This is a genomic window from Cryobacterium sp. (assembly GCF_025463825.1).
Lineage (GTDB): Bacteria > Actinomycetota > Actinomycetes > Actinomycetales > Microbacteriaceae > Cryobacterium.
On sequence record NZ_JAODBG010000025.1, the window covers coordinates 21,354 to 34,905 of the forward strand.

Consider the following 13,552-nt stretch of genomic DNA (forward strand, 5'->3'; position numbering starts at 1 on the left):
GTCTCGGCGGCCGCGCGGTGCGGCGCCCAACCGAAAGGCCCCCATGGAGACCGAATTCACCCTGTCGCTGCCGAGGTGGCTGGCCGACCTGATGCCGGGCCTCCCGACGGCCCTAACCACCCTCGACGAGCGGATGGCGCTGGTCAACTCGCTGGCCGACCGGAATTTCCGCGAGGGCAACGGCGGCCCGTTCGCGGCGATCGTCGTCGACGCCGTCTCCGGGGAGCTGGTGTCGGTGGGCGTGAACGTGGTGCTGTCCTCCGGCATCGCCGGGGCGCACGCCGAGATCATGGCTCTCGGCCTGGCGCAGCGGGCCACAGGGTCATGGGACCTCGGTGCCGACCCGGCCCGGCCGCTGGAGCTGGTGGTCAACTGGCGCCCGTGCGTCATGTGTTACGGGGCAACCATGTGGTCCGGCGTGCGGCGCCTGGTCGTGGCCGGCTCGGGTTCAGAGCTCGAGGCGCTCACCGGTTTCGACGAGGGCCCCATGCGCGAGGACTGGGCCGAGCAATTTGAGGCCAGAGGCATCACCGTGGTGCAGGGCGTCGGTCGGGACGAGGCACTTCGGGTCTTCCGCGAGTACGGCGAAGCCGACGTGCTGGTGTACAACGCCCGTGGTGGGGTTGACTAGCGGGATGACCCCCAGTCAGCGGCGCGTCCTCGTGGTGGCCATCCTGGCGTCCTTCGTGGCATTCCTGGACGGCTCGATCATCAACGTGGCGCTGCCGGCCATCTCCCGCGACCTCGGCGGCGGGCTCGCACTGCAACAGTGGGTTGTTGACGGCTACCTGCTCAGCCTGGGCGCGCTTATCCTCGTCGCCGGCTCACTCTCCGACACCTTCGGCCGGGTGCGCGTGCTGCGGGCGGGGCTGCTCTGGTTCGGCATCACCTCGCTGGCCTGCGGCCTGGCACCCACCGGCGTGGTGCTGGTCGTCGCCCGGCTGCTGCAGGGGGTGGCGGCGGCGCTGCTGGTGCCGAGCTCGTTGGCCCTGATCACGGCGCGGTTCAGCGGTGTTGCGCAGGGCAAGGCCATTGGCGCCTGGACCGGCTGGACCGGGGCCGCCGGCATCGCCGGCCCGCTGTTGGGCGGCGTCCTCGTGGACGCGGCCAGCTGGCGGCTGGTGTTCTTCATCAACGTGATCCCGATCGCGGTCACCATGGTCCTGCTGCGGCGGGTGGAGGAACCCAGCATGCCCGTCGCGGGCGCCCGGATCGACCTGCTCGGCGCCGGTCTGGCCGTGCTGGGGCTCGGCGGGCCGGTCTTCGCTCTCATCGAGCAGGGCCGGTTCGGCTGGGGGAGTCCGGTCGTCTACCTGCCCATGGCGGTCGGATTGCTCGCGTTCGCAGCCTACCTCTGGTGGGAGGCCCGCGCGCCGCACCCGATGATGCCGCTCGGGTTGTTCCGCGTGCGCAACTTCGCCGTGGGCAACCTCGCCACCGTCGGCATTTACGCCGCCCTCAACCTCGGGTTCTTCCTCTTCGCCCTGTATCTGCAGCAGGTGGCGGCGTTCTCGGCCACGCTCGCCGGGTTCGCCGGGATCCCGGCGACGGTGATGATGATCTTCTTCGCCACCCTGGCCGGCCGGCACGGGCCGCGGCTCTTCATGACCGTCGGCCCGTTCGTGGCCGGCGCCGGGTTCCTGTTGCTGCTCACCGCGGTGCCACCGGTCGACTTCTGGCTGCATGTTTTGCCCGGCATCCTGCTGGTGGGCCTGGGCCTGGCGATCACGGTGGCGCCGCTCACGTCCGCGGTACTCGGCTCCATCCACCCCGGCCAGGCCGGAATCGGCTCGGCCGTCAACAACGCCGTGGCCCGGGTGGCCGGCCTCGTCGCCATCGCCATGACCGGCACCATCGTCGGCTCGGCCCTGGACGTCGCCGGCTTCCAGCGCGCGATGGTGGTCGTGGCCGCGCTGATGTTCGCCGGGGGCATCGTGTCGTGGTTGGGCATCCGCGCCCCGGCGCCGAGACCGGGTGCACCGGCGCCGGCCGTCGAGGAGCGGGCATGACCCCCGCGCACCCGCTGCTCTTCGACGAACCGGATGCGGCGCTGGACCGCCTGCGGGCGGTGTGCCTGGTCTTGCCCGAGGCCGTGGAGGTGCTCGCCTGGGGCCGCCCCACCTTCCGCGCCGGCAAGAAGATCTTCGTCACCGCCGGCGCCAGCATGGACCGGCCGCACAGCATCGTCTTCAAGCCCGACCCCGAGGAACGACGGGCCCTCGTGCAGGACCCGCGGTTCTTCGTCCCGCCGTATTACGGGCCCGCGGGCTGGCTCGCCATCGACTTCGGCGCGCCCGACACCGACTGGGTGGAACTGGCCGAACTAGCGGAGACGTCGTACCGGCAGGTGGCCCTCAAGCGTCAGCTGGTCGAATTGGACCGCCGACGGGCGAACCTGGCATCGGAGGGCCACGAATAGCTGCTATAGTTTTCAAGTTGTCTTCGAGCGTTTGCGCTGCAGGAGTCACCACTGCGCCCGTAGCTCAACGGATAGAGCATCTGACTACGGATCAGAAGGTTGGGGGTTCGAATCCCTTCGGGCGCACAGAGAATCACCGGCCGTACAGCCGGGAAGTACCCCGCGATCGCACAGATCGCGGGGTTTTCTGTTTCCCGGACGCCGCGCTTCTGCTGCTTGGTCAGGCGCGTTGATGCGCCAGTTCGGCGAGGACGCCGGCCAACCGGCGGCCAAACTGCGGCGGCACGTTCTCCGGCAACGCCGCCACCGGCCACCAAGCCACATCCTCGCTCTCGGCGCTCGCCACCGGCGCCGCCTCCGGCCGGGCGATCGCGGCAAAACCCACGTCCCAGTGCACGCTGCAGCGGAACCCGCCGCCCAGGCCGTGCCGGTCCACGTCGAGTAGGGCGCCGATGGGGGACAGGTCGTCGATGCCGCACTCTTCCCGGGCCTCCCGGTACGCGGCCTCCGCCACCGACCCGTCGACGGGCTCGACGTGACCGCCCAACTGCACCCAGAACCGGCCCTTCTTGTGGAAACAGAGCAGGACCCGCGCCAGGTCGGGCGTGAAGACGAAGCAGCTTCCGGTGACGTGCTCCGGGCCGCCGTCCCGCGCCAGCGCCGTGTGCGGAGAACCGCCGACGAACGAGAGGTACTCGTCGCGCAGGGCCGCCTGCTCCGGTCCGAGCGGCAGCCACTGTCGTAGCCGCGTGACGAGGTCGGCGGCGGGAGCGGGAAGTGCGGCAGTGGTCATGTTCGAGCGTAGCCGCCGCCGTGGGGCGCCAGGTGAATCCGGCCAACTGTGCCCAGTGCGGACAATTGGTCCCGGTGTGCCGGGTGCACTTGTCCGCGCGGGCAACAGATGTGCGCCTGCGCCACCGGTCAGTGCACCTTCTCGATGATGAAATCGGAGCCTGGGAACACCAGGGATTCGTGTCCGTCATCGAACGTGACCAGATACGGCGGTTCTCCGTCCTGGCCGCGGACCTCGCGAACCGTACCGTGCCGGTCGGCAGTCGTATCGGTTTTGCCTCTAATGATGATGCGGTCGTTTTCTGTTGCGCGCATGACGCCACCTCCTGAGGGGCAGGCTACGCTCGCGCCCTCCGGATGGACAGGGCCACCGACCGCAGACTCGCGCGCCGGGCGCGGAGGTAAAATGAGATAACCTTAGTTCCGTTGCGCGAACGAGGCAGGCCGACGGGGCGGCGTCGGACCGGCAGCACGGCTGCGGTCCACTCGGTTCGTCCGCACATAGATTCCCGGCCAGGCAACGTTCGGGTCGCCAGACCGGGGAGGCAGTCCCCGCAAGGGAGTGCCACGGCGGGGCGAGGGGTAGGGCCCTTGTCTCGCCGCTTAAGCCGAACACCAGATGGGCCGGTCAGTGGCCCAGACAGTGGTACCGGTGAACGGTGCCGATCAACTCAGAGCGGCTGGTCCGGGCCCAGTCGAAGGCGGTCGCAGAGGGCGGTGAGCTGCAGCAGTTCGTCGGTGCTCAGCGTGTCGCCCACGCGGGTCGTGATCGACGACATGTGGTCAAGGGCAACCCGTCGGAACAGCGCATAGCCGGCGTCGGTCAGTTCGACGATTGCGCCGCGGCCGTCATCGGGGTCGGCGTGCTTGTGCACGTACCCCCGGGAGGCCAGCCGGTCGACGAGACGGCTGACGCTGGGCTGGGTGAGCAGCACGTGCTTGTTGAGCTCCCGCAGACGGATGCTCCGCTCCGGCTGGCGGGACAGGTTGAACATGACGTCGTACTCGTTCATCGAGATCTCGCGGGAAGGGAACTCCTCGGCGAGGCTGCGCATGATGGCGACCTGGGCCCGAAACAGCGACTCCCAAGCGCCGACAGCTACCGCTCGATCGACCATGTTGCCTCCTCTCGGTGCCCCCGGGCATCCTGTCTTCAAGAGTATGGGACGCATGGAGCGTCCCGCCGCAGCCTAGCCCGTTGTCGCGGATTCTCGGCAGGGCATCGGCTCGGTATTCGTCAGGTGGGAGCACGCCAGGCGGTCAGAGGTCCCGCACGGCGCTGCCTGGGTAGTCCAGGATGAGGCCGGCCGCGTCGAATCTGAGCTCGCCGGCGTAGTCGAAGGTGGTCGACTCGTAGTCGAACGTCGACCCGACCGGGGTGCTGCTGCGGAGCGTGTAGCGCTGCTCGAGTCGGTGCACGCTGAGGTCGTTGACGGACACGAACGCGGCCGCCACCTGCACCGGCTGGCCCGGAACAAACTGCAACCGGTGCAGGGGGAGAGTGTTCGTTCCGTTCGACGACTCGACATCGACGTCGACGCATCCCTCGAGATCGGGCCGTGCTTGGCCGTCGACGGTCCAGTAGGTGCCGGTGGCCTGCACGGTCACCCGTCGCTCGCCCGAGATCGTCGTGGCGATCACCAGCGCTCGCCGGGTGTGCCAGCGCCGGTCGAGGTCGATTCGGTAGCCCACCGACCAGCCCCTCCCCGACTCGGTCGCCGTCGTCACGCCGCCAAGCCGCCAAGCGGGGCAGATCGGTCAACTCCATGCGCTGACCATAGAACGATCACTGCGCCGCGGCACCGGCGATTCTCTGAATCCGGTCACAAAACCCGAAGCCACCCGGTCTTAGTACATGACCGACCGGTTCTCCCGGGCGGGGTGCGGCGGTGGCCGGCATGGATGACTACTTCGAACAGGCGGATGCGTGGACGAGCAAGCAGACCAGCGTGACCTCGGGTGGGCCGTGGAGACGTTCGGCATGGTGCCACCGCGGCTATTCGGGATCGCGTACCGCATGCTGGGCAGCGTGGCGGAGGCCGAAGATATCGTGCAGGAGACCTGGCTCCGCTGGCAGGCGACCGACCGGCACATTGTGGACACACCGCCGGCGTTCCTGGCCACGATCACGACCAGGCTGTCGATGAACCAGGCCCAGTCTGCGCGTGCACGACACGAAACCTACATCGGGCCATGGCTGCCCGATCCGATCGACACCAGCGCCAACCCCGAGCTTGGCGCGGAACGTGGTGAGGCCCTCGAATACGCGGTGTTGCTGCTGCTGGAAAAGCTCACCCCGGCCGAACGTGCCGCGTATGTGCTGAGGGAGGCGTTCGACTACCCCTATCAACAGATCGCCGAGATCGTGCAGTCGAGCGAACCGGCGACCCGCCAACTGGTCGGCCGCGCCCGGAAACACCGTGCGCCTCTCGCACGCCCTCATCCAGCCCATCGCGGCCGAGGACGTGGCCGGTGCCGTCGGTCGCACCGCCGTCGGCCCGCCGCTGAACGGCACCATTGAAGTCGCCGGGCCCATCCAGCTCGGACTCGACGTACTCATCCGCGCGGCTCTCGAGTTGCGCGGCGACCCGCGCGAGGTCGTCGTCGACACGGCCGCCCCGTACTTCGGGGCGATCCTGTCCGAGCGCACCCTGGTACCCGGGCCGGACGCGCTGATCTTCGGGACCACCTTCGAGCAGTGGCTGGCGGCGCAGGCCACCCCCGCGATTTAGGCGTCACCGATACCGGGCTGGTGCCGGGTCGGTGCCCGGACGGTGGTCGTCGATCCGCTCCAGCGGCACGTCGGCGACCACCTCGCCCGCTTCCCGGGCTGCCCGCGGCGGGCCCGGCCCCGCATCCCCTCTACAATTTCTGTATGTCTAAGGTTCTGAGCAGTCTTCCCGTCGGTGAACGAGTCGGCATCGCATTCTCCGGAGGGCTCGACACGTCGTGCGCTGTTGCGTGGATGCGGGAGAAGGGTGCCGTGCCCTGCACCTACACCGCGGACATCGGACAGTACGACGAGCCGGACATCGACTCGGTCGCCGCCCGCGCCACCCAGTACGGCGCCGAGATCGCCCGACTGGTCGATGCCAAGAGCGCCCTGGTGGAGGAAGGCCTGAACGCCCTGCAGTGCGGTGCGTTCCACATCCGCTCCGGCGGCAAGACCTACTTCAACACCACCCCGCTCGGCCGCGCCGTGACGGGCACGCTGCTGGTGCGGGCGATGAAGGAAGACGGCGTCGACATCTGGGGCGACGGCTCCACCTACAAGGGCAACGACATCGAGCGGTTCTACCGCTATGGGCTGCTCGCAAACCCGCGCCTGCGCGTCTACAAGCCGTGGCTGGATGCCGACTTCGTGAACGAGCTCGGCGGCCGCACCGAGATGAGCGAGTGGCTCGTCGCCCGCGGGTTCCCGTACCGCGACGCCACCGAGAAGGCGTACAGCACCGACGCCAACATCTGGGGAGCCACCCATGAGGCGAAGCTCCTCGAGGAGCTGAGTCACGGCCTGGACCTTATCGAGCCGATCATGGGCGTCGCCGCCTGGCGGGATGACGTCGAGGTGCAGACCGAGGTCGTGAGCGTCCGGTTCGAGGCGGGACGCCCCGTCGCGATCAACGGCGTCGAGTTCACCGACCCCGTGAAGCTGGTCCTCGAGGCCAACACCATCGGTGGCCGGCACGGCCTCGGTGTCTCCGACCAGATCGAGAACCGGATCATCGAGGCCAAGAGCCGCGGCATCTACGAGGCACCGGGCATGGCGCTGCTGCACATCGCCTACGAGCGACTGCTCAATGCCATCCACAACGAGGACACCGTCGCGAATTACCACGCAGAGGGCCGCAAGCTGGGCCGCCTGATGTACGAAGGCCGCTGGCTCGACCCGCAGGCGCTGATGCTGCGCGAGTCCCTGCAGCGCTGGGTCGGCTCCGCCGTCACCGGTGAGGTCACCCTGAAGTTGCGTCGCGGCGACGACTACACGATCCTCGACACCACCGGCCCGTCGCTGAGCTACCACCCGGGCAAGCTGTCGATGGAACGCGTCGGCGACTCCGCGTTCGGCCCCGGCGACCGCATCGGCCAGCTCACCATGCGCAACCTCGACATCGCCGACTCCCGCGCCCGCCTCGAGCAGTACGCGGCGGCCGGCATCATCGGCGGAGCCACGGCCGAACTCGTCGGCGAGCTCGCGGTCGGCGAGGCCGGCGAGATTCTGGACCGCACCGGCGCAGCCGACGACAGCGCCGACGCCCTGCAGCGGGCCACCGACGCCGCCTCCGAAAGCGCAGCGTTCGACGCCGGCACCGACTAGAGGTCGTCTCAGCGGTCAGCGCCGGCGGCGACCGTGACGCCGTCCCGATGACCCGCGATTTCATCGTCAGGGAGGGCAGCCGACAGTCGTCGGCGTTCTTTTGTCGAGAGATCAGGTCGACGGAGCCGATATTCTCGTCGCAACGCGGGGTGCTGTTCAGGCCGGCAGCAGCGCCGCGACCGCGCTCACCTCGATGAGGGCGCCCGGCACGCCCAAGCCTGCGACCCGGGCCGCCGTGACCAGTGGTGGGGCGCCGGCGCCGGCCAGACGCGGCGCAATAGCGCCGTACGCCGCACCGAGGTCGGCTTCCTCGGCGATGAGTACCGTCCACTGCAGCACGTCGGTGAGGGATGCCCCCGCCGCCTGCAGCGCGACAGTGACATTATCGATCGCACGGCGCGACTGCTCCGCGACATCCACGGAGACTACCGAGCCGGTGGCATCAACTCCGTTTTGGCCGCCCACATAGATGGTCGTCGCGCCCGCGGGCACGATCGCGACGTGACTGAATGCCGGACTGACGACCAGGCCGTCGGGCTGCAGCCGGGTGATCTCCATGGGTCCTCCGTCGCCGGGGCGCTCTCACCCGAGCCGAAGTACGCCGCCCTGCGCCGCCAGACTAGGCGCTGGCCGGTGGGCGCCCACGCCCTAGGGAACCCCAAGCGAACGCTCGGTGAACTCGCAGGAAAATAACGATTGGATAACTGGCGCTCCGTTACCTCTTCGTTATACATTCGTAGTGCGTCAACCGTTTGCTGTGGCGGAAGACGCGAATGTGATTGCAGGACACTCTTGGTGCAAGGGAAGAGGGTCGGTCGTTTGCCTCTACGACCGGCCCTCAACCACGTTAACCGCCGGTGAAACGCCACGCCCGAGGTCGTCGATCGTCGCTGGTCGAGCGTGTCGCTACCTTGTGACCGCGCGTCGGTCGAAATCGTCGAGACCTCGACAGGCTCGACCAGCGGAGTGCCGCGACGAGTTGAGCGGCGGCCGTGGCGGGATCTCCGCGGTGATCAGAAGCGGTCGGGGCTGGGGGTGCTGGCCTGGCGGATCGACACATCGGCGTGACGGTCGAAGCGGTAGCCCACGCCGCGCACGGTGCGCACGATGTCTTCGTAGCGGCCCAGCTTGGAACGCAGACGACGAACATGCACGTCGATGGTGCGCTCGTTGGGCGCATCCTCTTCGCTCTCGGCGTCCCACAGCTTGGAGATCAACTCGGCGCGTTCAATGGTGCGGCCTTCGCGCAGCACCAGGTACTGCAGCAGCTCGAACTCCTTGTAGGTGAGCGCAGCGGTCTCGTTGTCGAGGATGACGCGCTTGCGAGAGATGTCGACCACCACGCCGCCCGGTGCGCGGTCGGCGTCGTCTGCCGGGTTGCGGTGCTTGGCCAGGGCAGCCGGGTCCTGCAGTGCCAGCCGGACGACGTCGACGTCCCGACCGCCGACACCGTCGGGTGCCAGCGCGACCGCAGCGTGGGTCTCCGACGCCGGCGCGATCGCCTGGGTCAGCTTCTTGAGCTCCTCGACGATGCGGTGCAGGCTCGTGCCGGCGGCCGCGGCCTTGGCCTCGTCGATGCCCACGTAGAGCACAAACCCGCGGGCCTGGCTGCCGTCCGGCACCGCACGGATGCGCGGGGCGGCCGGTGCCGGCGCCGGCGCGATGGTGAGCTCGGGGCGGTAGGACTGGATGGAGCGGGCGGAGTCGATGTGTGCGAGTGACATGGGAGGAATCCTTGACTGTGATGATGCGGGTGACCCGGCGCGTGGCGCTCATGGGTTCGAGAAATGGCGGCCCGACGGGCCAACGATGCGGGCGAAGTACCCGAGAGCAGATTCTTCAGCGGCTGCAGGAGAGCGGGTGAAGGGCTATCAGCTCGGCGACGGTGTCAGAAGTTCAGCGACACATTCGGCAACACGCCATCACGCTGCCGGGCATCATCATGCCGGCTGTGCCCAAAGCCTCGGGGGAGGTCGGGATGCGTGTGGAGGAAGTCATGTCTGTGAGTAAAGCCGACTATGACGAGTTGTGTCAATTCAAGGACGGACATTACGCATAAAGGCGTTGCAACACGTTCACGGGGTCGGCATGAATTCGGAGTATCTCGCACAAAAGCGGATTCTGTAAAAGAAAACCCTTCCAATCGGAGGGGTTTCAAAGTTTCGTGAATTTTTCTGCCACCGGCGTGGTGTCGGTCGCAGGATCTGCGGCGAGCGGGCGCGCCACAGATGGCGATGCCGGGACGGCGCGGTTAGACCAGCCCGTACAGTCGGTCACCGGCGTCACCGAGGCCGGGGACGATGTAGCCGTGCTCGTCGAGACGCTCATCGACGGCGCCGAGCACGATGGTGACCTCGCGCCCCGCCAACGCCGCTTCGACGGCCGCCAGGCCCTCGGGGGCGGCCAGGATACAGATCGCGGTGACGTCGACGGCGCCGCGCGCGAAGAGGAACTCGATGGCCGCGATCAGCGAACCACCGGTGGCCAGCATCGGGTCGAGCACGAAGCATTGACGGTCGGACAGGTCATCCGGCAGGCGCTCGGCGTACGTGGTGGGCTGCAGGGTCTCCTCATTGCGGGCCATGCCCAGGAAGCCGACCTCGGCGGTGGGCAGCAGCTTGACCATGCCCTCGAGCATGCCGAGTCCGGCACGCAGGATGGGAACCACGAGCGGCTTGGGGTCGCTGATCTTCACGCCGTGGGCGATCGCCACCGGCGTCTGCACGGTGACCGTTTCGACGCGAACGCCGCGGGTGCCCTCGTAGGCGAGCAACGTCATCAACTCTTCCACCAGCGCCCGGAACATCGGCGACGAGGTGCTCTGATCACGCAGCACCGTGAGCTTGTGGGTGATGAGCGGATGGTCGGCTACGTGGACTCGCATAGGCTCAATCTACTAGCTCACATGGGCATCCGGCTCTAGTGGGTGCCGGGAGCGAGGTAGCGGGGTGCGGCACAGCGATGAACACGCGGGCTGGATGCGCCTCGCCCTCCGAGAGGCGCTGGGCGCTTTGGCCAGCGGGGACGTTCCGGTGGGCGCCGTGGTGCTGGATGCGGCCGGCCGGGTAATCGGGCGGGGGCGCAACGAGCGCGAACTGCACCAGGATCCCACCCTGCACGCCGAGGTCGTGGCGATCCGGGAGGCCGCCGCCGCCACCGGCGACTGGCACCTCACCGACTGCACCCTCGTGGTGACCCTCGAGCCGTGCGTGATGTGCGCCGGCGCCATAGTGGCCGCCCGGCTGCCCAGGGTCGTCTTCGGTGCGTGGGACGAGAAGGCCGGCGCCGCGGGATCGCTGTACGACGTGTTGCGGGACCGCCGGCTCAACCACCGGGTCGAGGTGGTGCCCGGGGTGGCCGAGGCCGAGTGCGGCCAGCTGCTCAGGGAGTTTTTCGAGGATCCGTCGCGCCGCCCGGCAGCGCCGCCAGCCACTCGCTGAACAGGGCGCGGGAGGCCTTCTGCATGGCGTCGGAGTGCTCGGCGCGGTCGCGGCGGAGGGCTTCGGGATCAAGGCCCTCGGCACGCACCTCTGCTTCGGAGGAGGCCAGCCAGGTTTCGTGCATCTCGGCGGTCACCTCGGGGTGGAACTGCACCGCCAGCGCCCAGTCCCCGATCGCGAAGGCCTCATTGCCGTAGGCGGTTGAGCCGGCCAGCCGGGTGGTGCCAGCGGGCAGGTCGAAGGTGTCGCTGTGCCACTGCATCATCGGGATGCCGGTGACATGGCGCAGCGGCCCGTCCTGGCCGGCCTCGGTGGGTTCGACCAAACGGTAGCCGATCTCGTTGCTCGGACCCCGGTAGACGGTGGAGCCGAGGGCGCTGGCCATCAGCTGGGCACCCAGGCACACGCCCAAGACCGGCCGGCGTGCTTCGAGCCGCTGGGCCAGCAGGGCGATCTCGTCGGCGAGAACCGGAAAGCTCTCGGTCTCGTAGGCACCCATCTCGCCGCCGAGCACGACGAGCAGCTCGGCGTCGTCCGGATCGATGCCGCGCGCTCCGTCGGCGCCCAGCGTGTCGACATAGCGCACCGTGTAGCCGTGCTCGACAAGCACCTGCTCCAAATTGCCGAGGTGGATTTCGTCGGCGTGCCGTAGCACCAGTGCGACGCGGGTCATGCGGTCACGCTCACTCTCGGCCCTTGATGACGATCGCATCCGTGGGCGGGTTGACGGTGGCCGGGCCGATGTACACGTCCGGCTCGAGGTAGATCACGCGGGCGCTGGGCACGGCCTCGCGGATGCGCACCTCGATGGCATCGATCCCGGCGGCCACGTCGGAGAACCGCTGGCCGGAATCGAAGGCCAGTTTGGCGGCCACGAGCAGCTCGTCTGGGCCGAGGTAGAGGGTCTTGAGATGAATGAGGGTGCGGGTCTCCGGCCCGGCGAGGATGGCGGCCTTGATGGCGTCGACATCCTTCGCGTTGGCTCCCTCGCCCACCAGCAGGCTCTTGGTCTCGATGCCCAGGATGATGGCGACCAGCACAAGCAGCACACCGATCGCGAGGGTGCCGAGGGCGTCCCAGGTGGCGTCCCCGGTGATCACGGTCAGGCCGACGCCGCTCAATGCCAGCACCAGTCCGGTGAGCGCGGCGACGTCTTCGAGGAGCACGACGGGGAGCTCCGGAGCCTTGGAGTGGCGGATGAACTGCACCCAGGACTCGCCCTTGCGGGTGTGGTTGGACTCCTTGATCGCGGTGCGCAGCGAGAACGACTCCAGGCCGATCGCGATGACCAGCACCAGGATCGGCAGCCAGGCGTTCTCGAGCTCGTGCGGGTGCTGCAGCTTCTCGATGCCCTCATAGATCGAGAACACGCCACCGACGGAGAACAGGATGATCGACACCACGAACGCGTAGACGTAACGCTCGCGGCCGTAGCCGAACGGATGATCGCTGTCGGCCGCTTTCTTCGACTTGCGCCCGCCGATCAGCAGCAAGATCTGGTTGCCCGAGTTGGCGAGAGAGTGCACGCCCTCGGCCAGCATCGAGGACGATCCCGAGACGAACCAGGCGATGAACTTGGTGACCGCGATACCGAGATTGGCGAGCAGCGCGGCCACAATCGCCGTGTTTCCACCAGACGCACTCATGCGCACAATCCTAGAACCGTCTCGCCGGGCCGCGGGCCAGTGTGGCGACCAGTGGATGGGTCGGGTCGGAAACCTAAACTGGCAGCATGACTTCGACCACTCCCGTCACCCTGCCCGCCATCGCCTTCCTGGGCGCCGGATCGATGGCCAGGGCCGTTCTGGCCGGGCTGCTCAAGCCTGGTGTCACGGTGGAGGGCGGCATCCGCACCACCAACCGGTCCGCCGCCAAGGCCGCCGAACTGGCCGGCACGGACGGCGTCACCGCGTTGGCGACCGAGACGGAGCCCGACGCCAACCGGCAAGCGGTGGCCGGCGCCGGCATCGTGATCGTGGCGGTCAAGCCGGCGATGGTGCCCGACCTGCTCGCCGAGATCGCCGGCAGCCTCACGCCGGGCACCCTCGTGGTGAGCGTGGCCGCCGGGGTGACCATCGCGACCTTCGAGAAGCACCTGCCGACGACCGTGGCCGTGATTCGGTCGATGCCGAACACGCCCGCCGTCGTGGGCATGGCCGTCACCGGGCTCAGCGCCGGCACTCGCTCCACGCCCGAGCAGATGGCACTGGCGACCGCGCTGTTCGAGACCGTGGGGGAGGTGCTGGTGGTGCCGGAAGACCAGATCGACGCCCTGAGCACCATCTCCGGGTCCGGCCCGGCCTACGTGTTCTACCTCATCGAGCAGCTCACCCTCACGGCCATCGACAAGGGCTTCACCGCGGAGCAGGCCGCGACCATGGTCAACGGCACCTTCCTCGGCGCCAGCGCCCTCCTGGCGGTCTCCGATCGCACGCCCGGAGAGCTGCGCCACCAGGTGACCAGCCCCAAGGGCACCACCGAACGAGCCGTGCAGCAGCTGGAGACCGGCGGCCTCAAGGACCTGTTCGACAAGGCGACGGATGCCGCTCTGGCGCGGGCTCGGGAACTCGCCGCCTCCTGATC

Annotated in this window: 17 protein-coding genes and 1 tRNA gene; 9 read left to right on the forward strand and 9 right to left on the reverse strand. The window is 68.5% G+C overall.

The genetic code is table 11. The annotated features are described in order from the left end of the window. Positions 1-43 precede the first annotated feature (43 nt). From JWP54_RS03020 to JWP54_RS03035, 4 genes are all read left to right on the forward strand, one after another. On the forward strand, positions 44-631 hold the full coding sequence (locus JWP54_RS03020) for a nucleoside deaminase (RefSeq protein WP_297367029.1): 588 nt from the start codon (positions 44-46) through the stop codon (positions 629-631). A 4-nt stretch (positions 632-635) separates the two neighbouring features. Then, a complete protein-coding gene (locus JWP54_RS03025; protein ID WP_297367032.1) occupies positions 636-2,009 on the forward strand; it encodes an MFS transporter in 1,374 nt (457 codons plus the stop codon). Beyond that, positions 2,006-2,419, forward strand: a complete 414-nt coding sequence (locus tag JWP54_RS03030) for an MmcQ/YjbR family DNA-binding protein (protein ID WP_297367035.1) — start codon at positions 2,006-2,008, stop codon at positions 2,417-2,419. The genes JWP54_RS03025 and JWP54_RS03030 overlap by 4 nt, the downstream gene beginning before the upstream one ends. A 53-nt stretch (positions 2,420-2,472) precedes the next feature. Next, positions 2,473-2,545 (forward strand) — tRNA-Arg (locus tag JWP54_RS03035). A 94-nt stretch (positions 2,546-2,639) separates the two neighbouring features. On the opposite strand, the gene JWP54_RS03040 is transcribed toward JWP54_RS03035, so the two are convergent. The 4 genes from JWP54_RS03040 to JWP54_RS03055 form a co-directional block, all read right to left on the reverse strand. Then, the gene (locus JWP54_RS03040) at positions 2,640-3,212 is read right to left on the reverse strand and encodes an NUDIX domain-containing protein (protein WP_297367038.1); all 573 of its coding nucleotides are present in this window, start codon (positions 3,210-3,212) and stop codon (positions 2,640-2,642) included. 128 nt (positions 3,213-3,340) lie between these two features. Next, positions 3,341-3,526, reverse strand: coding sequence for a DUF1918 domain-containing protein (locus JWP54_RS03045; protein ID WP_297367041.1), 186 nt, complete (start codon positions 3,524-3,526; stop codon positions 3,341-3,343). Between the two features lie 356 nt (positions 3,527-3,882). Next, on the reverse strand, positions 3,883-4,329 hold the full coding sequence (locus JWP54_RS03050) for a MarR family transcriptional regulator (protein WP_297367044.1): 447 nt from the start codon (positions 4,327-4,329) through the stop codon (positions 3,883-3,885). Between the two features lie 142 nt (positions 4,330-4,471). Next, positions 4,472-4,966: a putative glycolipid-binding domain-containing protein gene (locus JWP54_RS03055; protein ID WP_297367138.1), complete on the reverse strand. Its 495-nt coding sequence runs from the start codon at positions 4,964-4,966 to the stop codon at positions 4,472-4,474. A gap of 211 nt (positions 4,967-5,177) precedes the next feature. Between JWP54_RS03055 and JWP54_RS03060 the strand changes: the two genes are divergently transcribed. The 3 genes from JWP54_RS03060 (at position 5,178) to argG (ending at position 7,529) form a co-directional block, all read left to right on the forward strand. After that, positions 5,178-5,732: a sigma factor-like helix-turn-helix DNA-binding protein gene (locus tag JWP54_RS03060; protein WP_297367047.1), complete on the forward strand. Its 555-nt coding sequence runs from the start codon at positions 5,178-5,180 to the stop codon at positions 5,730-5,732. Further along, complete coding sequence (locus tag JWP54_RS03065; RefSeq protein ID WP_297367050.1) at positions 5,677-5,943, forward strand: hypothetical protein; 267 nt, start codon at positions 5,677-5,679, stop codon at positions 5,941-5,943. Before JWP54_RS03060 ends, JWP54_RS03065 begins: the two co-directional genes overlap by 56 nt. A gap of 143 nt (positions 5,944-6,086) precedes the next feature. Continuing rightward, entirely contained in the window at positions 6,087-7,529 is a 1,443-nt protein-coding gene (argG, locus tag JWP54_RS03070; protein ID WP_297367053.1) for an argininosuccinate synthase, read from the forward strand. Positions 7,530-7,685: 156 nt separating this feature from the next. Here the strand turns inward: argG and JWP54_RS03075 are convergent, their stop codons facing one another. From JWP54_RS03075 to upp, 3 genes are all read right to left on the reverse strand, one after another. Beyond that, on the reverse strand, positions 7,686-8,087 hold the full coding sequence (locus JWP54_RS03075; protein WP_297367056.1) for a RidA family protein: 402 nt from the start codon (positions 8,085-8,087) through the stop codon (positions 7,686-7,688). Positions 8,088-8,542: 455 nt separating this feature from the next. Next, positions 8,543-9,253 carry a winged helix-turn-helix domain-containing protein gene (locus tag JWP54_RS03080; protein ID WP_297367059.1) on the reverse strand — a complete coding sequence of 237 codons (711 nt, stop codon included), beginning with the start codon at positions 9,251-9,253 and terminating at the stop codon, positions 8,543-8,545. Between the two features lie 527 nt (positions 9,254-9,780). After that, positions 9,781-10,413, reverse strand: a complete 633-nt coding sequence (upp, locus tag JWP54_RS03085) for a uracil phosphoribosyltransferase (protein ID WP_297367062.1) — start codon at positions 10,411-10,413, stop codon at positions 9,781-9,783. Between the two features lie 64 nt (positions 10,414-10,477). Here upp and tadA point away from each other — a divergent pair, with 64 nt between their 5' ends. Further along, positions 10,478-10,969 carry a tRNA adenosine(34) deaminase TadA gene (tadA, locus tag JWP54_RS03090; RefSeq protein WP_367274175.1) on the forward strand — a complete coding sequence of 164 codons (492 nt, stop codon included), beginning with the start codon at positions 10,478-10,480 and terminating at the stop codon, positions 10,967-10,969. Here the strand turns inward: tadA and JWP54_RS03095 are convergent. Together JWP54_RS03095 and JWP54_RS03100 are read right to left on the reverse strand one after the other, a co-directional pair. Then, a complete protein-coding gene (locus tag JWP54_RS03095) occupies positions 10,911-11,642 on the reverse strand; it encodes a glutamine amidotransferase (RefSeq protein WP_297367065.1) in 732 nt (243 codons plus the stop codon). The genes tadA and JWP54_RS03095 overlap by 59 nt on opposite strands. Positions 11,643-11,652: 10 nt before the next feature. Then, on the reverse strand, positions 11,653-12,615 hold the full coding sequence (locus JWP54_RS03100) for a cation diffusion facilitator family transporter (protein WP_297367069.1): 963 nt from the start codon (positions 12,613-12,615) through the stop codon (positions 11,653-11,655). A gap of 86 nt (positions 12,616-12,701) precedes the next feature. Between JWP54_RS03100 and proC the strand changes: the two genes are divergently transcribed. Next, positions 12,702-13,550, forward strand: a complete 849-nt coding sequence (proC, locus tag JWP54_RS03105) for a pyrroline-5-carboxylate reductase (RefSeq protein WP_297367072.1) — start codon at positions 12,702-12,704, stop codon at positions 13,548-13,550. Positions 13,551-13,552: the final 2 nt, after the last annotated feature.